General features: G+C 56.5%; 21 protein-coding genes, 1 other RNA gene and 1 pseudogene. 21 read left to right on the top strand and 2 right to left on the bottom strand.

Features of this window, described 5'->3' with window-relative positions:
• Positions 1-358: 358 nt before the first annotated feature.
• Both NY78_RS23350 and NY78_RS25920 read left to right on the top strand, forming a co-directional pair.
• The gene (locus tag NY78_RS23350) at positions 359-1,207 is read left to right on the top strand and encodes a Rha family transcriptional regulator (RefSeq protein WP_053062305.1); all 849 of its coding nucleotides are present in this window, start codon (positions 359-361) and stop codon (positions 1,205-1,207) included.
• Positions 1,208-1,219: 12 nt separating this feature from the next.
• Positions 1,220-1,387: pseudogene (locus NY78_RS25920) on the top strand (hypothetical protein); the annotation flags it as partial.
• Positions 1,388-1,402: 15 nt separating this feature from the next.
• Here the strand turns inward: NY78_RS25920 and NY78_RS24140 are convergent.
• Positions 1,403-1,609 (bottom strand): hypothetical protein, encoded by a 207-nt coding sequence (locus NY78_RS24140; protein ID WP_156181062.1) that lies wholly within the window; start codon positions 1,607-1,609, stop codon positions 1,403-1,405.
• 23 nt (positions 1,610-1,632) lie between these two features.
• Here NY78_RS24140 and NY78_RS24135 point away from each other — a divergent pair.
• The 10 genes from NY78_RS24135 to trbJ all read left to right on the top strand — a co-directional run bounded on the left by NY78_RS24135 (position 1,633) and on the right by trbJ (position 9,366).
• Positions 1,633-1,700, top strand: an RNA gene (locus NY78_RS24135) — hammerhead ribozyme type II.
• A gap of 220 nt (positions 1,701-1,920) precedes the next feature.
• Positions 1,921-2,997 (top strand): helix-turn-helix domain-containing protein, encoded by a 1,077-nt coding sequence (locus NY78_RS20925; RefSeq protein WP_043640649.1) that lies wholly within the window; start codon positions 1,921-1,923, stop codon positions 2,995-2,997.
• Positions 2,957-3,364 carry a hypothetical protein gene (locus tag NY78_RS24975; RefSeq protein ID WP_156181060.1) on the top strand — a complete coding sequence of 136 codons (408 nt, stop codon included), beginning with the start codon at positions 2,957-2,959 and terminating at the stop codon, positions 3,362-3,364. Before NY78_RS20925 ends, NY78_RS24975 begins: the two co-directional genes overlap by 41 nt.
• On the top strand, positions 3,364-4,104 hold the full coding sequence (locus NY78_RS20920) for a nucleotide-binding protein (protein WP_043640646.1): 741 nt from the start codon (positions 3,364-3,366) through the stop codon (positions 4,102-4,104). Before NY78_RS24975 ends, NY78_RS20920 begins: the two co-directional genes overlap by 1 nt.
• Positions 4,104-4,526: a hypothetical protein gene (locus NY78_RS20915; RefSeq protein ID WP_047960332.1), complete on the top strand. Its 423-nt coding sequence runs from the start codon at positions 4,104-4,106 to the stop codon at positions 4,524-4,526. The genes NY78_RS20920 and NY78_RS20915 overlap by 1 nt, the downstream gene beginning before the upstream one ends.
• Positions 4,523-5,527 (top strand): P-type conjugative transfer ATPase TrbB, encoded by a 1,005-nt coding sequence (gene trbB, locus NY78_RS20910; protein ID WP_043640643.1) that lies wholly within the window; start codon positions 4,523-4,525, stop codon positions 5,525-5,527. The genes NY78_RS20915 and trbB overlap by 4 nt, the downstream gene beginning before the upstream one ends.
• Entirely contained in the window at positions 5,520-5,834 is a 315-nt protein-coding gene (locus NY78_RS20905; protein ID WP_043640640.1) for a TrbC/VirB2 family protein, read from the top strand. Before trbB ends, NY78_RS20905 begins: the two co-directional genes overlap by 8 nt.
• 1 nt (position 5,835) lies before the next feature.
• Positions 5,836-6,114, top strand: coding sequence for a conjugal transfer protein TrbD (gene trbD / locus NY78_RS20900; RefSeq protein WP_043640638.1), 279 nt, complete (start codon positions 5,836-5,838; stop codon positions 6,112-6,114).
• Positions 6,114-8,537 carry a TraG/VirB4 family ATPase gene (locus NY78_RS20895; RefSeq protein WP_043640635.1) on the top strand — a complete coding sequence of 808 codons (2,424 nt, stop codon included), beginning with the start codon at positions 6,114-6,116 and terminating at the stop codon, positions 8,535-8,537. The genes trbD and NY78_RS20895 overlap by 1 nt, the downstream gene beginning before the upstream one ends.
• A gap of 10 nt (positions 8,538-8,547) precedes the next feature.
• Entirely contained in the window at positions 8,548-9,366 is an 819-nt protein-coding gene (trbJ, locus tag NY78_RS20890) for a P-type conjugative transfer protein TrbJ (RefSeq protein WP_043640633.1), read from the top strand.
• On the opposite strand, the gene NY78_RS24970 is transcribed toward trbJ, so the two are convergent.
• The gene (locus NY78_RS24970; protein ID WP_139311592.1) at positions 9,363-9,590 is read right to left on the bottom strand and encodes a hypothetical protein; all 228 of its coding nucleotides are present in this window, start codon (positions 9,588-9,590) and stop codon (positions 9,363-9,365) included. The genes trbJ and NY78_RS24970 overlap by 4 nt on opposite strands.
• On the opposite strand from NY78_RS24970, the gene trbL reads away from it, so the two are divergent.
• The 9 genes from trbL (at position 9,574) to NY78_RS20840 (ending at position 20,134) form a co-directional block, all read left to right on the top strand.
• Complete coding sequence (gene trbL / locus NY78_RS23345) at positions 9,574-10,737, top strand: P-type conjugative transfer protein TrbL (RefSeq protein WP_053062304.1); 1,164 nt, start codon at positions 9,574-9,576, stop codon at positions 10,735-10,737. The two genes, NY78_RS24970 and trbL, sit on opposite strands and share 17 nt — an antisense overlap.
• A 73-nt stretch (positions 10,738-10,810) precedes the next feature.
• Positions 10,811-11,533, top strand: a complete 723-nt coding sequence (locus NY78_RS20875; RefSeq protein WP_047960331.1) for a type IV secretion system protein — start codon at positions 10,811-10,813, stop codon at positions 11,531-11,533.
• Positions 11,534-11,542: 9 nt separating this feature from the next.
• Complete coding sequence (trbG, locus tag NY78_RS20870; protein ID WP_043640626.1) at positions 11,543-12,505, top strand: P-type conjugative transfer protein TrbG; 963 nt, start codon at positions 11,543-11,545, stop codon at positions 12,503-12,505.
• Positions 12,506-12,513: 8 nt separating this feature from the next.
• Positions 12,514-13,974: a toxin co-regulated pilus biosynthesis Q family protein gene (locus NY78_RS20865; RefSeq protein WP_156181058.1), complete on the top strand. Its 1,461-nt coding sequence runs from the start codon at positions 12,514-12,516 to the stop codon at positions 13,972-13,974.
• 1 nt (position 13,975) lies between these two features.
• On the top strand, positions 13,976-15,616 hold the full coding sequence (locus NY78_RS20860; RefSeq protein ID WP_082140153.1) for a pilus assembly protein: 1,641 nt from the start codon (positions 13,976-13,978) through the stop codon (positions 15,614-15,616).
• A gap of 2 nt (positions 15,617-15,618) precedes the next feature.
• Positions 15,619-16,875, top strand: a complete 1,257-nt coding sequence (gene pilO2, locus NY78_RS20855; RefSeq protein WP_043640620.1) for a type 4b pilus protein PilO2 — start codon at positions 15,619-15,621, stop codon at positions 16,873-16,875.
• Entirely contained in the window at positions 16,859-17,524 is a 666-nt protein-coding gene (gene pilP / locus NY78_RS24965; protein WP_197084294.1) for a type IV pilus biogenesis protein PilP, read from the top strand. The genes pilO2 and pilP overlap by 17 nt, the downstream gene beginning before the upstream one ends.
• Before the next feature lie 7 nt (positions 17,525-17,531).
• Positions 17,532-19,067 carry a GspE/PulE family protein gene (locus NY78_RS20845; protein WP_043640613.1) on the top strand — a complete coding sequence of 512 codons (1,536 nt, stop codon included), beginning with the start codon at positions 17,532-17,534 and terminating at the stop codon, positions 19,065-19,067.
• A complete protein-coding gene (locus NY78_RS20840) occupies positions 19,067-20,134 on the top strand; it encodes a type II secretion system F family protein (protein WP_043640610.1) in 1,068 nt (355 codons plus the stop codon). The genes NY78_RS20845 and NY78_RS20840 overlap by 1 nt, the downstream gene beginning before the upstream one ends.
• The last annotated feature ends 46 nt before the right edge of the window (positions 20,135-20,180 follow it).

Here is a 20,180-nt window from a genome sequence, read left to right as displayed (position 1 = left end):
CGGCCTCTCACGCCGCTAACAGGGGTTCAAATCCCCTTGGGGACGCCAAGAATTCAATGGCGACAAGGACCTGCAAAAACAGGGTCTTGTCGCTTTCCCTTTTTTATTCCTCGATTTTCCCCATCCCAGCCCTCGTAAAGCCCGTAAGCGTGCTGTCGCAGCACCTCGCGGGCTTTTGTTTTGCCCGCCGCCTCCACCCCACCACCCCTGCAGAGGCTGCTCCGCGCTTGCGGAGCAGTCTCTCGGGAGGGATGCGCAAAAAGCCAATGAACCTCTCTACGCCAAGAAAGGCCACTCACCAAGCCCTGTCATTCCCATGCTTCACACAACCGCTGCGGCCCAACGACCGGGGGGATGCATGACCAAGTCCTCTCAGAACCCAAGCCTGTGCATGGTCAATGGGACCCCCGTGGTTTCAAGCCTCACGTTAGCCGAGCATTTCCGTAAGCGGCACGATGATGTTCTGAAGGCTATCCGAAATCTCATTCGAGGTCTGCCTGAAGATTTTAACGCCCGCAATTTTGCGGCCGTTGAATACCTCGATCCCAAGGGCGAGATGCGCCCCGCCTTTAACCTCACCCGGGACGGCTTCACCCTCGTGGCCATGGGATTCAGCGGGGCCAAAGCCCTGACCTGGAAGGTGCGCTACATCCAAGCCTTTAACGCCATGGAAAACAGGCTTCGGGAAAAATGCAACCCCACACTCCTTCCGCATAAAAACGAGGCAACCGAAAGCAAAAGACAAATTATCTTCTCTTACAAAGAGTGGAAACCCATGGCCAAAGACAAGATCGACGGCATTATGGGGTGGATCGATTACTGGTGCTACATAGATAATATCGAAAAGCAAGACGCTATTCGGCAGCTTTGTACTGTGCTCCAGATAGAGAGCTTAACAGAAATTCAGGACAGTCATACTGTATGTATATATAATTTTATATGGTGGTCATTCTTCGCCATCCGGTCAAAGACAGGCGAATCGTTGAACGAAAAACAAATATTCGCATTTTATGGATTAATAGAATTTTGGGACAAGTGTCTCGGTGAAAGCTATCACAACATTTTGTCTTTTATATGCACAAAAAACAACATTCGTTCACTTGACGACATAAAGCAACACTCGCTTCAAAAAGCTTTCAACGCCGCACTGCTCGGCATATTCCGTCATATTTTCTGCAATCAACCCAATAGGGTTCACGACCTTTAGGAGGACCGTGTCATGCCGCATTTGTATATTCGAGACGGATTAGTGTTTCCCCCCTTTGTCCTGGGCCTCCCCAATCTCAACCAGGGGGCCAAGCTGGTGTACGCAGCGCTGTGCCACATCGCGAAATTGGCTGGCCAGGATCATTGTGCGCCAGGACAAAAAATTCTGTCCGCGATGCTTGGCCAGTCTGTCAGGTCAATTCAAAACCACCTGATCGAACTCGTTCGAAACGGCTTCATCACCCTCAGCACCGGATTCCCTGGAGATTTCGCGATCTACCAACTGGTCGTCCGGCCAGTCGTCCCCGCGCATCAACAGCAAAAGAGCCGGCCCGCTACCCCCCAGGCGGCGGGCATGATCGCGCTTTTTGTTCGGCCCCCTAAGAAGATCGGCCTCATCCAAGAGATCTTCTCGCTTGAACAACAAGGCGAAACCGTTCTCCTCGGAGCGGTCGGCCGGGTGTGGTGGCCCGGCCCTGATGAGCCAGCCGCTCGGGCAATCTTGTCCACGGGAGATGCCGTTGGCGTAAACCAGTAGGCCGAAAAAGGCGAAACCCGCTGGTTGCCGCCAACGGGTTTCAAAAGCAGATGAGTGGATTGCCACCCACCTTCTTAAGGATCGGAATGGCAATTCCATACCCCGCCCGGGTCAGCACTGTCAACAGTGTAGTCATAGTTTTTGCCTTTTTCTGTCTCGCTTAAGGATCAGGAATAATGAACTTTTCAGGAAAAGACTTGCAAAAAAGGGGTCTGGTCGTGCCGGATTGCGTGCAACATAAAAGCCTACACTTGGGAGAGCGCCATACCTACGCCCTTCTGGTGCAGCTGAGCGGTAATGGCGACCGCTGCTGGCCCTCGCAACGCTATTTGGCCGACCGGATCGGCGTCAGCGTCCGCTCAGTGCAAAACTACCTCCAGCAGCTTGAAAAGCTGGGATTCATTGCCGTCACACAAGGCAAGGACGGAGAAACCAACACCTACCGCCTCCTGCCGCACCCGCTCGTCCAGACGGAACTCGCGCGACGCCAGCCCCAGCCGATCCACGCGGCAAAACCGTTGATGCTGGGCCATGAAAAAATTGCAGAGGGGGACGGCGCAAAAGCTGCGCCTGTAATTAAGAGAGAAGAGAAGAATACCCCCCTTACCCCCCAGCAGGGGGATGGCCGACAAGCCCATGCCGCCCCCACCTGGAAGACTGCCGCCCTGGCCGAATTCGAACGCCTGTGGACAGCATGGCCAATTCAGGAAGCCCGAACCGCCGCCCTGCGCTGGTGGATGCGGCTCAAGCGTCTGGGCCTACTGCCGCCCCTCGAAAAGATCCTGCGACTGATCCAGGAACACCGAGCCCGCAACCCGCGCTGGCTTCGAGGCTTCGTGCCGTTTTTGGCCACCTGGCTCAAAAACCGACGATGGGAAGACGCCGCCCCTGCCAAGCCGGTCCTTCCCGGATCGGACAAAGTCTCTACGCCTGTCGCATCAGCCTCGGCCAGGACCGATCCAAAGGCAGTTGGACTCCAAGGAGGAAGAAGCGAGACAGCCGCCTTGAGCGCCGCCTGTCCGCCGGTCCCTGATGGAGTCTGGGAGCAACTCAATGCCGTCTTGAGCGTCTGGCCAGGGGAACTGACCGAAGCTCAGCTTTGCCACGTGCGGGGCACGTGGCGATATCTGCATTCCCAGGGACGGTTGCCTGCCCCGGAAACACTTTTGCAAATCGCACAAGCGACAACAGCGAACTTTAGCAGGTGGTTATATGGCTACCAATTTCACGATAGAAGACACTACTCCGCGTAAATACGTAAAACGCAAGGGCCTTGCTCGTATTGATGTAACCATTCATAGGCAGCTTATTGAGTATTGGCTCGACGAAAAATATTCAGCAGAGTCAATTTATAAGGCACTCGTCGCCAAAGGTATTGTTCAGGGCAATTATACGTATAGGACATTCTTGCGGGCGCTTCATTTAAAGATTTTGAATGCAAAACGAAGTGATTCTCTGCCAGTAACACAAAAAGTAGAATCACTTCCAGATAGCCAGCATTACAACATTGCAAAAGAAACTCAATCTCGGAGCGCGGCAACAAGTGAAGCCAAACATGTCACTAGGCATGAGACTGTTATCTTTTCCATACCATCAAACAACATAACTGGGGACGACTAATGGGCATAATTCATATGGTACTGCAAGGAAAAGGCGGCGTTGGAAAATCATACATCGCCAGCCTGCTCGTGCAGTATCTTAAGCTGAAAGAGTGCGAGGTCAGCGCCATCGACACCGACCCCGTCAACAACACATTGGCCGGCTACAAAGAATTTGATGTCAGCGTTTTGTCCATCCTGCGAGAGAACAACGTTGATCCGCGCATGTTCGACAGCTTGATGGAAACCGCCCTGGTGCTGCCCGAGGACGCCCATCTCGTCATTGACAATGGAGCGTCCAGCTTCATTCCCCTTTGTTCCTATCTCCTCGAAAACGAGGCCATCAACCTGCTTCAGGCCGAGGGGCACACCGTTGTGCTGCATTCCGTGGTGACGGGTGGCCAGGGGATCATGGACACGGTTAACGGCCTGGCTGCTCTGGCCAAATACTTCCCCGAGGCCCACCTGGCTGTCTGGCTCAATCCCAAGGATGGTGAGATCGCCCTGGACGGCCTGACCTTCTACGACTTCAAGGTGTTCAAAGAATACGGCAACAGCTTCCATTCGGTGATCGAACTGCCTCACCGCAACACGGCGACCTTCGGCAAAGACCTCTCCGACCACCTAGCCCGGCGTTTGTCTTTCGACGCTGCCATTCATTCCTCACAGCCCATCATGGTCCGGCGGCGGCTCAGCAAATACTGGGATGACGTGGTGGCCATCATGGACAGGGCCAATCTCCTGCTGGGAAGGGCTGCGTAATGGCTCCCGAATCAGAAGCCCGCGATGAGGCCCCGGACCAGGCAATGGCGGATGGCATCGGCCTGAGCATCGAGCAAGTTCGGACCCTGCTGATCCAGGCGCACGAGACCACCATGAGCAAGGACGACCCGATGCTCATGCTGGTGACCATTAACAACGCTTTTTTAGGCGAATACGACAAGCTGCTCAGCCGCCACAACGAGGCATTGACAGCCTTCCTCGCGGACCAAGCGCAGGAATACCTGGAAGTAGCCCGGGTGGCTGCGGAGGCCGCCTCCGGCGTCGGTGTCATCCAGGAGACATGCAGAAAGCATTTGGCGGCGGTGAACGTGTGCCAGGGGAATATGAAATGGCTGGCGGCAATCACGGCCATCTCAGCGCTGCTCAATGTGGCGGTTTTCGTCGTGGGGGCACTGCGATGAGCGATCCCCGCCTGATCCGCAGCCTGGAGCAAGCCCTGGGTGATATGGTTCTTGGCGCTCTCCAGTCTCCCGACATCCTGGAGATCATGCTCAACCCGTGTGGTCTCCTGTGGCTGGAACGCTTCGGGGAGCCCATGCGCCATGTGGGCAACCTTTCACCTGAACAGGGTCGCCAGGTTGTTTCTCTCGTCGCCTCCGCCCTCGGGACAACCATCACGCGGGAACAGCCGGTGGTGGAGGGCGAGTTCCCTATCGACGGGAGCCGCTTCGAAGGAACTGATTTTCCCATCGTCCCCGGGCCATCGTTTACGATCCGCAAAAAGCCCAGCACAATTTTCACCCTCGAAAACTATGTCGAGAAGGGCATCCTGGCCCCAAACCTCCTGGCCTTTTTGCATCAGGCGATCCTGCGCAAGTGCAACATCCTTGTCGTCGGTGGGACTGGCTCCGGAAAAACCACCCTCGTTAACGCCATGATTGAGGCGCTCTCGCGCGTGTGCCCAGATGATCGGATCGTGGCCATGGAGGACACCTGCGAACTCCAGGTGTCCAGTCCTAACCGGGTGATGTTCCGGACTTCGGACACCATGGACATGCAGCGACTGACCAAGATCACCATGCGCTATCGGCCCGACCGAATCATTGTTGGCGAAGTCCGTGACGGCGCTGCGCTTGATCTCCTCAAGGCCTGGAACACCGGCCATCCTGGCGGCATCGCCACGCTGCACGCCGACAGCGCCATAGATGCCCTCGGCCGCCTGGAAGACCTGGTCGCCGAACGCCTGACTGCTCCGATGCATCGTTTGATCAGCCGAGCCATCAACGTGATCGTCTTCATTCGCAAGACTCCCGAGGGGCGGCAAATTTCGGAAGTCGCTTACGTTCATGGTTATGACCGCGCAAGGCATACATATCTTCTTGAATACGTCTTCAAGAACAATATGAGCGTGAACGAAGGCAAGTGGTATCAAGAATACATCAAAGGAGAATGTAATGAGTAAAAAAGATGTTTGTGTCGTTTTGGCTGTGGCCGTTGTTTTAGCGACTTGTTCGGATGCCATGGCCTCCGGCGGCATTTCGGAATTCTCATCACCGTTGGAAAAGGTCGTCCAGACGATCACCGGTTCGGCCGGAAAGTGGATTTCCATTACTGCCATGGCAATTTGTGGCGCGGTTTACATTTTCAATAAGGAAGATATCAGCGGGGGATTCAAGCTCCTTCTGTCCGTCGTCTTCGGCATTTCTTTCATCGCATTCGCAACGAACATCGTCGAATCCGTTTTCTCCTTCAGCGGCGCGATAATCTAATATGAGAACGCTCCCTATCCATCAGTCCTTGCACCGTCACAATCACGTGATGGGTGCTGAACGGGAAATAGCGCTGTGCATCTGCCTGTTTGCCATGCTTGTCGGCGTCGGTGGCATGACTTGGCTTTCCGGACTCACAGCGGTGCTGTTTTACGGTGGGGGACTCTTGGTGGCCAGAAGAATGGCCAAGTCGGACCCAATCATGAGCAAGGTCTGGATGCGCCATATCAAAAAGCAGATTTACTACCCCGCCAAAGCCAGTATTTGGAGAAGAAGCTGATGCTTAGTCTGCGCAAGTTCCGCTCCCGCGCCCGTGGCGTATCGGACCTGCTGCCTTATGCGGCCCTCATTGCCCCGGGCATCGTGCTTTGCAAAGACGGGACGTTTCTCGCGGGGTTTGTCGCGCATGGACAGGACACAGCCTCCAGCACTTCTGATGAGCTGGCCTTTGTGTCCGCGCAGTTCAATAACGCAGTCAAGCTCTTGGGCTCCGGCTGGATGCTGCATGTGGATGCTGTGCGTAGCATCCACCATGCCTATTCACGCCTTGAGGACAGCCATTACCCCGATCCTGTCTCGCAGCTCATCGATGACGAGCGCCGCGCCTTTTTTAGCGGTGGCGTCTGCTATCGAACAAAGACCGTCGTCATCCTGAGCTTCAAGCCGAATTTCGGCGCTGAAAAGATGACTGCCGCCGCCAAGACCGGCGGCGGCAGCTCCACCGCTTTGGAGCGCAGCCTGGAACTTTTTCAAAATACGCTGCTGGAGTTCGAGGATGCTCTTTCGGCGGTCCTGCACCTGAAACGACTCGTGGACTATGCCGAAGCAGACGAAATCGGCTCCTCGGCGCGTTACAGCGAGCTGCTGTCGCATCTCCAGCTGTGCCTGACGGGCATTGAACAGCCTGTCCAGGTTCCGAACACGCCCATGTACCTGGACGCTCTCCTCGGCAGCGAAGAGCTGATCGGCGGTTTGACGCCCCGGATCGGTGACCAGCACATCGCGGTCATCAGCATTGACGGCTTGCCCCAGGAAAGCTGGCCGGCCATGTTGTCGGTCCTGGACGGCTTGCAGCTCCAGTATCGGTTTTCTTCCCGGTTCATCTGCCTGGATCAGCTGGACGCTCAAAAAGAGATCACATCGTACAGGAAGGGATGGGAACAAAACGTTTTTCGGTTCATCGACAAATACTTCAACTTGCCCAATGCGCGTCCTAACATGGACGCGGCCAACATGGTCAATGACGCTGGCGACGCACTCAGTGAAGTCCAGGGAGGTTATGTCGGGGCAGGCTTCTTGAGCTCCTGCATTGTGCTGCTCCATGAGGACCAGGTCATCCTGCAGGATTGGGCGAGGGAACTCCGCCGGGCCATCTTGACCCTTGGCTTCGGCTGCCGGATCGAAACCATCAATGCCCTGGACGCCTGGCTCGGCACGCACCCCGGTAACTGGTTCGCCAATCTCCGTAGACCCCTCATCAACACCCTCAATCTGGCCGATCTGCTTCCCCTTGCCAGTATCTGGGCGGGCGAGCGGAATTGCCCATGTCCGTTTTATCCGGCCGACTCTCCGGCCCTTATGGTGTGCACGACCGACGGTTCCACACCGTTTTGGTTTAACCTGCACGTAAGAGATGTCGGGCACACCTTGATTTTCGGCCCCATCGGCGCCGGTAAGTCCACTTTGCTGGCGCTGATCGCGGCGCAGTTCAGGCGGTATGACCAGGCCCAGGTTTTCGCCTTTGACAAGGGCATGTCGATGTTTGCCCTCTGCGAAGCCGTGGGCGGCACCCACTATGATGTCGGCGGCAGTGACGCGCTGTCGTTTGCCCCGTTGCAGCACATAGACGATCCCGCCGAACTGGCCTGGGCCGAAGAATGGGTGGGCACCCTCCTGGAACTGCAGGGAGCCCCGGTCACTCCTCGGGACCGTAACGAAATCCACAAGGCCATGAGACTGCTACGCAGCAGCCCGGTCGATATGCGAAGCCTCACCGATTTCGTGAACCTGATCCAGGATCAACGCCTGAAGGAGGGGCTCCAACACTACACCCGGGCCGGAGCCATGGGCTACCTGCTCGATGCCGAGACGGATCAGCTTGGCCTTTCGCCTTTCATGGTCTTCGAGATCGAGGATCTCATGAATCTGGGCGACAAGAACCTGATCCCTGTGCTGCTCTACCTCTTCCACCGGATCGAGAAAGCCCTCACCGGCCAGCCTGTCCTGCTGATCCTGGACGAGGCTTGGCTCATGCTCGGGCATCCCGCCTTCCGCGCCAAAATACGCGAATGGCTCAAGGTCTTGCGCAAGGCCAACTGTGCCGTGGTGATGGCCACGCAAAGTCTCTCGGACGCTAAAAACTCCGGGATACTGGATGTGTTGGTTGAATCCTGCCAGACAAAGGTCTTTTTGCCGAACATCACGGCGCGCCAGGACGTACAGTCTGAATTGTATCAACAGATGGGTCTGAACAACAAGCAAATTGAGATCATCGCTTCGGCTACGCCAAAGCGAGATTACTACGTTGTTACACCATACGGAAGAAGGCTTATACAATTAGCTTTACAAAGAACAGAACTCGCCTTTGTAGGTATCAGCGACAAGGAAAATATCTCAAGAATAAAAGAACTCCAAAAAGAATACGGCACCAACTGGCCTAGGGCATGGGTTGTAGAACAAACCAAAAAGCGTTCTGCCGCATAAGGAGTCTGTCATGAGAAATTACTTATTGGTCAGCATATTTATCTGCCTGTTTTTAATGTTTTTTGTTCTCTCAAGTACGTCAAGCGCTCAATACGTTGTGCACTGCACAAACTGCAGCGATACTTTTACACAATCCCTAGAACGAGTGACAAACCTTGAAAAGCTACAACAAGTTTACAAGCAAGTCACAGAAGCGATCAAACAAACTGAGCAACAAATTGAGCTGGTCCAGAATAATATAGATCAGTTAGAAAATATGGTCAAAAACACAGTCAGCCTTCCAGATAAAATTAGAACAAAGATACTTGGTACATTTCAAAAATTGTCGTCGCTATCACAATCATTGAACCTGCAAAGAGGTGACGCCTCTGCTTTGAGCCAGATTTTTAGCAGCACGTATGCCGGCACAGGCACTATTCGGGACATGGCTAAGTCCACCAGGGAGACGATGGAATCGGCTGCCGGCACCTTCGATGAGATGCGCAAAAAGTGGTCCGAGGAAGTGGATCGCTCGCAGCAAGCGGCCTTTCAAGAATCCGGAATGCAAATCCAAGACCTCGAACAAAAGGCCACTGAACTGGAGAGCCAGCTCAATGACCTTTTGACGACGCCAGATGGACAAATGAAGGCTCTGGAAGCCGGAAATCAACTTGCGACGATGCAACTCCAGGAAGCTCAAAAGCTCCGATCTCTTCTCTCTGTCTCTGTTCAGGCCAGCGTCCAGAAAACTATGAAGGACGAAAAGAAACAACAAATAGAGGACGAGGCCTGGAAGGGAGCATTGTCCACTGACAAAATTGGAAACTTTACCTCAAAAACTGATTTCTAAAATGGAACATTAGCCTTGTAGTCTTTGATTTTGTCCGTCTTTAGAAATTCATCGTGGACCTTTTTGCGATCGACCTGTTCTTCAGCTTCGCGTTTAAGTTTCTCGATTTCGAGCAGTGTTCGCTCCTTTTCAAGTTTGGCTTGATCGGATTCGCCACAGCCTTGAAGGGCGAAAGAACTGAGGGCTAAAACAAAAATGAGAATCATTATGGTCAGGCGTTTCATAAAAATATCCTCCATTGCAGTTGTTGTTTTGCTGGTTGTGTTCGCTTGCGATGCGTTCGCGCAATCTGGGGTTTCGGTTGATACTGTGGGGAAAATTGTTTCCGCTTTCACAGAGAAATCTAACGCATGGGGGACAGCTCTTCAACAGTATGCTTTTGGCTTGTTCAAGCTTTGTACAACATTAACAATAGCAATGTTTGGCGTCAAGGCCGTTCTTAATAGGCATCAGCTGGGAGAAGTTCTTGGTCAATTTGTTATGACTCTAGTGTTTTGTGGGTTTGTCCTTGCCGTGATTAATTACTATCAAGAATGGTCAGGGAATATAATTACTGGATTGAAGAATATAGCTGGAGAACTTGGGCCAAGTAATTTGCAAATAGATAAGCCGCTTGAGGTGGGATATAAAATGGCAGCAACTATTTTTAAGAAACTCAGTGTCTTTAGCCCTGGCGAATCTGTTGGCTATGTAATTGCCGCTTTAGTTGTGATGATAACTTTTGCTCTTATAACTGCTCAAGTCGTCCTTATTAAATGTGAAGCGGCAATTGTGATGAACGCTGCTATGATTTTACTTGGTCTTGGCGGTGCAAGTTTTCTAAAAGAGTACGCAATAAATGTTATGCGCTATGTTTTATCAGTAGCTTTTAAGCTTTTTGTTATGCAACTTGTTCTCGGACTAGGCTTGCAATTCATTCAAGATATGGTCGTATCTGAAGCAAATTTTGAAGATATAATTATTATTATTGGAGTTTCTGTCGTGCTTTTTGCTCTTGTAAAGAGTCTCCCTGACGCCATCGCAGGAGTTATAAGCGGCTCAAATGTTAGCGGCGGGTCAGCCCTGAGTCAAGCCGGTGCGGCATTGGCCGGTGGCGCGGTCGGCGCGGCAGCGACCGCCATCGGCATGGGAGCTGGTTCCTATGGAGCAAGCCAGGCGGTGAAGAAAGCCGCACAGACCGCCGGCATGTCGGGTGCCTCGGGAGTCGGCAAAGTTGGCGAGTTCGGAAAGGCCCTCTTGGGGGCACATATGGATGCCCGCTTTGATCGGAGACGCGCGGGGCACTTCACCTCCATGAACGCCAATGCCGGCAAGCGGCTGCAGGAAATGAAGATGCGCAACATGGCAAGCGGCAACGAAGAGGAAAGCTAATAAGCGTCAAAAACAGAAAAAAAGAAAGAACGAAAAAATTAAAACACGAAAGAACGCAAGGGAGAATAGCTGGATGCTACATAAGCCGAAATCCAAAAGTGATGCCCTCGGTCGGGGCGTCCCAGCCGGCGACCCCTACGTGTCCGGCCGCGAAGAGTGGCTTGAGCGCTACGGCAGCTACATTCAGCGGGCTCGCCAATGGCGCATGGCTGCTATCGGCTGTCTTGCTGTCGCTGCCGTGGCTGTCGCCGGCAATGTCATCCAGGCCAGCCAATACAAAATAGTCCCGTACATCGTCGAGGTAGACAAGCTTGGCCAAATCGCCGCCGTTGCCCGCGCCTCAGAAGCCTCACCGACGCCGACCCGCGTGATCCAGGCCACCCTGGCGGACTTCGTCACCAATTGGCGTTCCGTCACGGCCGACCTCGACCTTCAAAAGCGCCTCCTCGAAAAGCTGTCTTTCTGCGTGACAGGCGCGGCCAAGGGGCAAATGCGGCAGTGGTTCGAGACCAACAATCCCTACGAGCGTGCCAAGGAAAAACTTGTGCAGGTCCACATCAAGAGCCTGCCATCGCAGGTCAGTGCGGAATCCTGGCGTGTGGAATGGGATGAAATCACCCGCAATCACGCTGGGGTCCAAATCTCCTTGGAGACGTATCAGGCGACCCTGACCATTCAATTGCAGCCGCCAACAACTGACGCCCAAGTGCTTCGTAATCCAGGCGGCGTGTACGTAACGGCCATGTCCAGCTCCACGGTCATGGAGCCTACCGGTCCCAATTCTTCCCGGAAGTAGGAATCCCCAATGAAACGACTGTTGTTTGTAGTTGTGACTGTCCCCTTCATTGTGAGCCTTTGCGTGATCGCTTTGTCCATAGAAAGCTTTGCCGAGGACAAACCCAAAGGATGGATACCCGAGGATTACAATATGGAGGCCATGGATGGCTCCAAAGGGGACAAGGGAGCGAGAACAAAACCCAACATTCCCCCTCCGCCTCTGGAGTACATCAGCCCCAATATTCCTCTTTCCAATCGGGACAAAAAAGCCGTCCAAATAGCCAAGGACTGGGAAGGCACGGCCCCGGCCCCGATCCAGGCCAATGGGAAAGTCATGTACACCTATGGCGCTTCCTCGCCCACGGTGATCGGCGCACCGCTCCAGATTTGCGACGTGGAGCTCCAGCCGGGCGAGACCGTCAATGAAGTGATCGTCGGCGACTCCGCCCGCTGGATGTTGGAAATCGCCAAATCCGGCAACACGTCGCACATCCTCATCAAGCCCGTGGACGCGGGACTCTCTACCAGCGCGGTGGTCACCACGGATCGCCGCGCCTATCACCTCACCTTAAAAAGCCAGCAAACCGGCCATACCCCGCAGGTGGCTTTTCTCTACCCCGGCGATAACACCGCCCGGCTTCGCGAAAAAGAGGCCCAGAACGCCAAGGAAAAGGAATTCAAAACGGCTGAGGTCGATGGACAGACCAAGGACCTGAGTCAATTGAACTTTGGGTACGATATCAGCGGCGATGCCCCATGGAAACCACTGCAAGTGTTCGACGACGGCCGCCAGATGTTCATCAAGCTCCCGCCAGGGGTCCAATCCGGCGATGCTCCGGTGGTCCTGGTCCGCAACGGTGGGCAGGACACCCTGGCCAACTTCCGGATGAAGAACCTGACTCTGCTGGTGGACGGGGTATTTCCCGAGGCGAAGCTCATTTCCGGAGTGGGCAGCAAACAGCAGCGCATCACCATCCGCAAGGCGAAGTGAGGTTGGCGATGCGAGGCACTTTCCTTCTTCTTATTATCCTGATCCTCATCGTGCTTCCCGGCTGCGCCGCTATGCGCGGGTCTCGCGACGATACCGGCGGTATGGCGGCCTATGACGGCGTGAGCGCTGATTACCCCGGCGACGCCCAGGCCCTGGCCGCCTCGGCCGCCGAGGAGATGGCTCACCGCTATCCGCCGGCCCGGACGACCCTGGCGCTGGTCAAAACGGAATCCACCTTCGGCCAAGATCTGGAAACCGCCTTGCGGGAGCAGGGGTTTCCCATCGCCGCTCAGGACGCTTCCGGCGTGCGTGTCGCGTACACCCTGGATGTCATCCGCGAGGAGACGCCTCCCACCTGCTATCTGCGCGTCCGGACTTCTGATGGCGTTGTCTTCGGGACTTTGCACGCATTGACCGGCGAACCCCGGCAGACCAAGGGAGAAAGCTTCCCTCCCGAAAGCGCTCCTTCGGACTCGGCTTCGGCTCCGAAGCCCCATCCGCTAAGCGATCTGCCCCCTGCGGTTGCGACAAATCCCAGGCCGACACCGGTAATGTCGTCCAAGCTCGAACGTAAGGGAGTGGCTTCTCGCGAGCGCGGCGGCATTTCAGTGCGTGTCAAAAGTTCAGCGGCCAAGATCGCCAAGCGCAACCGGATTCCCGTGGAGGAGTTCTGCCGCCTCAACAGTGTGGCTCCGGACGCGATCATTCCCGCCGGGCAGCGGGTGCTGCTCCATGAGCCCCATGAGCCTGCGGCCGCGCTCACGCCGTTGCCAGTGGCGGCCCGGGCCGATTCGCCTTCTGAAATTCGCCAGACAAAGTTCACGCCGATCCAGGCCCCGACGGACGAGCCGGTGCCAGCGACGATTCAGCCGGCGGTTGCGGTCAAGCAGGTAAAGGCTCCTCCTGCCCCTGTGAAGGCCTCCGTTCCGGTCCCGGCGGGTTCCTCGCCTGCTGCGGCCCCTGCGGCTTCATCCCCGGTCCCCCGGCTCATTGAAGTGGCCGCCTTTTCGCCTGCGGCAACACAGGGGGTCTCGGCGACTTCGGCGACTGCAACGCCTCAGCAGCCGACTCCACTCCCTGGGCCGGCCCCTATCTCGTCCCCGACACCCTGCGGCCCTGATCACACAACGACTCCAGCCACAGAGCCGCAGGCCTCAGGTCCGGTCTCGGCAGTGCCTCCGGCGCAAACGCCAGCGAGCCCGCCGCCATCGCCGCCGACTCCTCCCGCGCCCAGTTGGAACATCTCCCCTGGGAGCCTCCATTCACAACTCGGGCACTGGGCGATGCGCGCTCATTATCAGCTGATCTGGAAAGCCCAGCATGATTTCGAGTTAGAGGCCCGAGCCGCTTTCGAAGGGGATTTCGAAACGGCCATCAAACAGCTTTTCGCGGGGCTGCACCGGAGTGGCCATGCCCTGCGGGTCACGCTCTACCGGGGCAACAATGTCCTCGAAGTTGCGGAGGATTAGGATGTTTAAAACGAAATATATTTTTCTTCTTTTCGTTTTAGCACTCGCTGGTGGCGGCTGCGCTAAAACGAACCACCAAGTGGGCCCCATCGAACGTCAAGGGGAAAAGTTCCGCGAGCAAAGCCGTTCGCGCACCGTGGAAGTGGTGGAGACCCCCTATCTGGGCGCGAAAATTTCTCCTCTCCTTTCCTCGACCAATCCGATCTTAAGCAAGCAGGTGATGCTGCGACGCAAGGGCACCCTGGCCAGCATTGCGTCGGCCATAAGTGAGCTGTCCTCGCTGCCGGTACAGATCGCTGCGGATGAGGACGCGAAGAAAGTAGCGCAGCCCGAGGCTGGGCATGTCCCGACCGTTCCGCAGGCTGCCGTTCCTTCCACGCCAGCGGGAGGGCAGGGTGTGAATATGGACCTGGAAGCCTTGTTGCGGGGAGGGGGAGGAGGCCACAACGGGCTCGCTCTATCCGGACTCGCCTTTGGCGAGGGCAAGGTCCTGAGCGTTTCCTATGAGGGCACCTTGCGTGGCCTCCTCGATCATGTGGCCGCGCTATCAGGGTACGGTTGGGATTTCGACGAGAAAAACAACAGTGTCACCTTTGCCCACTCGCTTGTGCGCACCTTCACCATCCTGGGAGCGCCGGGAAAGGTGAGCTACGAAAACAAGCTCACGAACAAATCCAAGGAAAACGCATCCACCGGAATCAGCAGCTCGCTGGTGAGCCAACCGGTTTCCCGCGAGGACACCAGTTCGCAGACATCGCAGACATCGGGCACCACCCTGACTTTCGACGTGTGGGCGGACACGGAAAAGGCGGTGAAGGCTCTGCTCACTCCCAAGGGTGTGGTTGTCGTCAACCAAGCCGCCGGCACGATCACCGTCCGCGATACCCCGGAGAGCGTTCGGCGGGTTGCCACCTACGTGGACGAACTCAATACCCGCATTTCTAGACAAGTGGCTCTGACGGTCCGCGTCTGGTCGCTGAAAGTGACGGATGACGCCGAGATCGGTTTCAACATCCAGACGCTTTTCCAAAACGCCGACGTCTCCGACGTGGCCCTTTCTGCCGGCAGCATAAGCGGGGTCGGGACCATCAACACGGCCACGGCGACCATCGTTTCCGGGCGGCTCAAAGATTCTTCTGCTGTGCTCAAGGCTTTGCGCCAGTGGGGAAAAGCAACGCAAGTCACATCCGCCGGTGGTTTGGTGATGAGCAACCAGCCCGTGCCAGTCCTGGCCATCGAACGCCATGCCTACTTGGCGGGTGTAGGCAAATCCACCTCCGATTACAGCCAGACCACGGAAATCACTCCAGGCGAGGTGACTACGGGATTTGCCATGACCGTAATCCCCCACATCCTGGATCAACGCCGCGTAATATTGCAATACAACATCAATATTTCGTCTCTTGACGAAATGAAAGAGCTGACGACTTCCGACGTGACTGTCGAGTTACCGCAAACATCCACACGAGCCTTATCCCAACGATCAGTGATGAAGATGGGGCAAACGCTCGTCCTCTGCGGATTTGAAAAAGAATCCACTGATACCAGCAACGCCGTAGGAATAACCAAGACGTCTCATAGCGGAAACTATGGCCGGACATTGCTGGTTATCACCATCGAAGTGGAATCGGCGGAAGTATAACCATGCGCCGCGTTGTCATCAATAAACGCCACTGGGCGGTTGGTCTCCAATGGTTCATGGGCAACGCCAAGCAGACCGCCCCCGACCTGCGGCGGGCGGCTGGGAAGTTGGATCACTCCCTGGACATGGTGGCATACCGTCAACGTCAGTACGGATTTGCCGCCAGCGGCGGCGTGGTCCGCGACTGGCTTGGAGTTCGCGCCTTGGCGGCGGCGGTGCGCGTGACCTCGCCTTCGTTTCTGGGCCTTTTTTGCCTTGCGGATAAGGACGGCGAATTTTGGTGGGTGTTTGCCATATCCCAGTCCCTGATTGTGGGCATGGGGGACCAGGTCTTCCCGAACCGTCCCGAGGCCGAAGAATGGATTCAGTCCTTGAAGGGCCTGCTCGACAGTGATTTCGCGGAAACAGCTACATGCGCGACCCTAGACGAGAGTTTGCTCTGGCTCACGCCGCTTATCAGCGCCGGCCCCTTCAGCCGCCTGCGAAGCCGCAACGGCTACTTGCAGCCTTTGCAGCCCATACCGGGGCAGCGGCGTAAACTGGCAGCCCTGGGGAGCCTGGCTGCGGTACTGCTGCTTGGCGGCTACGGAGTCAGACTCTTCCTGGCCCACCAGGCGGGCAAAAAGGCCATGGAAGCGACCCGAGTCGCCATGGTGAACAAGGAGCAGCGCAAGCAAGAGCTTTTGGCGCATCCAGAGCGACACTTCCCGCAGCCCTGGACAACGGCTCCCGAGATGCATGAGTTCGTTTCGCGCGGCATCAAGGCCCTGTTGACTCTTCCCATTGCTGCCTCGGGCTGGGTCCTGGAGCGTGCGGTATTCGACGGGGAGGCAGTGACCGTCACCTGGGGGCACAAGCCTGGGGCGGATTACGTGCACCTGCCGTTGTCCGCTCGGATCGAAACCCCGCAGAAGGCCATTTCCCGCCTCCCGATCCCCAAACGTCGCGGGCAGCGGACGCCCAGCCCGCTCCTTTCCCAAGAGCAGTGCACTCGCCTTCTGTACCAAGGCACACAGCTCATGGGCGCTCGACTGCGGCTTGTCTACAATGCTCCCGAGAAAAAACGCGTCGACAATGTTGAAATCATCGCTCCCTGGACGCGTGCCCAATGGGAATTGAGCGATGTTCCTGCCGCAATGCTCAACGATGCGGCATTGCCTGAATTATTTACGCATATTCCGGGGATCATGTTGGAGACGATCTCAATGGACAAAAACGTCTGGACTATCAAGGGGGCTGTCTATGTCGCAACAAAGTAATCGCAGAAGAGTCCTGTGGCTACTCGGGTGCGGGATGGCGACCCTGGGCCTAGTGCTCGTCGGTGTCTGGGTCCTTTGGGGATGGCAGGAGGTCGACCTTCCTTCTCCGGCCAAACTCCCGCCAAAATCTCAAACCAAAGAGGTGGCTTCGGTTTCTGCCCCGGCCCCGGTGCGATCCACCGCACCGTCGCCATTGACTCCCGCCTCGAAGGAAACCCAGGCAAAGGAATCGGAAATTCCACCTTTCACGGTCGCGGCAGCCATCGCGGACTCTGTGCCGAAGTCTGGAAACCTGGAGCAAATGACTTCCCTACGTGCCGAACTGGATGAGGTCAGACTGCAAGTGGCCATTGCCCAGGAGAAGGAAAAGCTCCTCCCGAAGCAACCCTCCCCCGTACCCCACCAGACAGCGATCTTGTCGGAGCTTCCGAAGCCCGTGGCGGCGGCACAGCCCAGACAGGCTTCTCCGCTTGTCGTCTCCATTCAGGGTGCAGACGGCTATACCAGCGCCACGATCCGGTCCAGCGCCGGCACCCTGATGACGGTGCGCCCTGGTGACAAGTTCGGCGGCGGCGTCATTACCGCCATCAATCGCACCGGCGTCTTGGTGCGACGGGGCAACGCATCAACCGCATTAGCGTTCGAGTAGGACCGCTATGGAACCGATCAGCATTATTGATAATATACCAGAGGCTTTGCGGGGACGTGTGGCCCTGGTCAATGGCGTTCTCCATATTTCGGCGGAACTCAAGAACAATCTGCAAATTGTTGACTTCTATGGAAGCTTACGCCGTCGCGGCATTTTGACCTATGAATTCCATAAGCCGGAAGAGTTCGACAACACCTATCAAGCGCAAGCTGCCAGGACGGGCCATGCGGAGAATGAGGTGCAGCAGTATGCCATCGACCTCATCAAGGACGCTTTCGACATAGGAGCATCCGACATCCACCTCATGGACTTCGGGCTCTATACCATTATTCGATTCCGCTGCCTGGGGATGCTGACGGACCACACGCAGCTCAATGCTGAACTGGGCAAGCGGCTGATCGCCTGCATTTATCAAAAGCTCTCCCAGTCGGCCGACGCCTGCTTTTCGCCGACCGAACGGCAGGATGGACGGATCGCTCAGCGCAATTACCTGCCGCCAAACGTGCATTCCGTGCGCGTGCACTCGGAGCCCATCGAGTGCGCCCAGGCGGAGTCTGGAGTGGGCACCTCCATGTCCCTGCGGCTTCTCTACGATGCGACGTCCGCCAAAGGCTCGCTGCAGGAGCGCATGACAGCCCTCGGCTTCACGTCGGACCAATGCGGCTCAGCCCAGTTTTTGACTAGGCGCACGGGGTTGACGATCATTTCGGGACCCACGGGGCACGGAAAGTCGACCTTCCTCAAGCACGTCATGGAGTCCATGACAGAGCGCAATCCCGAGAAAGCCTATTTCAGCATCGAGGACCCACCCGAGTATCCCCTCAAGGGGGTGCGTCAGGTCCTCATCGCCAGCAACGACAGGGACAGCCGGTCCGGTGCGTATTGTGACGCCATCGCAGGGGCCATGAGAAGCGATCCGGATGTGCTCATGATCGGCGAGATCAGGTACGTCGAGGCGGCTGTCGCGTCCATCGACGCGGCGCTGACTGGGCATTCGGTCTGGGCCACGATCCATGCGAACAACGCCATGGGCATCATCGCCCGCCTAGTCAGCATCCTGGCCACCCACTATCGCAATCCACTGGAACAGATTTGCGACCATAACGTCCTGGCCGGGCTCGAATACCAGCGGTTGCTGCCCATGCTGTGCCCGAAGTGCAAAATCCGGCTGATGGACCTCTCGCCCGAGGAGCGTCAACAGTACCTGCCCGAAGACGTTGCTGGCCGGTTGCGGCGCGTCCTGGATGACCGGGAATCCGTGTACGTCCGGGGCAATGGCTGTGAGGAATGCCGCAAGCGTGGGTTGATCGGGCAGACAGTCGCGGCCGAGATCGTGGCCACGGACCAGGAAATGCTCGGGTATCTGCGCGAAGGGAATATCCCCCGCGCCCACGAATATTGGATCAAGGAAAAAGGAGGCCGCAGCTACGTCGACCACGCCGTGGCGCTCATCAAAGAGGGCCAGGTCGATCCCTATCTCGCGGAAGAGCGTCTGGGCGTCCCCCTCAACTTCAACCAGGTCTTCGTGTCCGGGGGACGCTGATGCGCGAATACTTGGCAGAACTCCTGGCGCGCCTAGCCTTCAGCAGCTCGGTACGGCAACGGACCTGGAAAAAGCTGGCAGCCCAGGCCCGACATGGCATGAGTCTGGACCAGAGCCTGCGACAGATGCAACTGCGGGCGGCCACACGTCGGTCCCCCACGGCGTTGGTGTACGCCCGAGTGCTGGAACACCTGGGTCTGGGGCACAACCTGGGCGCAAGCCTGGGCGATTTTGCCACGCCGGAAGAGATTATGCTGATTTCCAGCGGCCAGCGTTCAGGCCGATTGCCCGATGGCCTGGAGCTGGCGGCCGGCCTGTTGGCGGCCCGACAGAAGATCGTCGGGGCCGTGGTAAGCGCGCTGGCTTATCCGGTGTTTCTCTTTGGCGTCTGCATGCTGTTATTGGGTGTCGTCTCCGTCATGGTGATGCCCAAGTTCGCCATGCTGTCCGATCCCACGAAATGGCATGGCGCGGCGGCGGCATTCTACAGAATGACCTCGTTTGTGGCTTCTTTCTCCGGGGTCATCACACTGATTGTTCTTCTCGCCATCATTGCCACGGCGCTTGTGACCCTGCCCGCCTGGACCGGCCGGCTCCGGCTCTTCGTCGAAAACCTACCCCCCTGGTCGATTTACCGCCTGACGGTGGGCTCGGTCTGGCTCTACACGCTTGCGACCATGATGCGCTCCGGCATCCAACTCTCGCACATTCTGGAGAGCATGATCAATTCCGAGGCGGTCAGCCCCTACCTTAGAGAGCGCATTTTGGCCATTTCCATTGAAAACGGGGTCGGCAAGAACCTCGGTGAATCGATGTATGATTGTGGAATGGGTTTTCCTGACCAGGAACTCATTGATGATTTGCGGGTGTACGCGGTGTTGCCGAGTTTTCATCGCCGCATGCATGAGCTGGCAACCGAGTGGATGCACGATGGTGTAGAGCTGGTCAAACGGCAATCCCGGCTCATGAACTTGATGGGAATCGTTTTGATAACCGCCTTAGTATCCATACTGGCAATGGCAATAGGTTCGTTGCAATCCCAACTCTTACCGACCGGAGGATATTGACATGACGCTTTTGGAAACCCTTGGGGCCATCCTCGTGGGCCTTATC

This window comes from Desulfovibrio sp. TomC, assembly GCF_000801335.2.
Lineage (GTDB): Bacteria > Desulfobacterota > Desulfovibrionia > Desulfovibrionales > Desulfovibrionaceae > Solidesulfovibrio.
The sequence above is the reverse complement of the archived record's forward strand: the minus strand, read 5'-3'. Positions and strand labels throughout refer to the sequence as shown.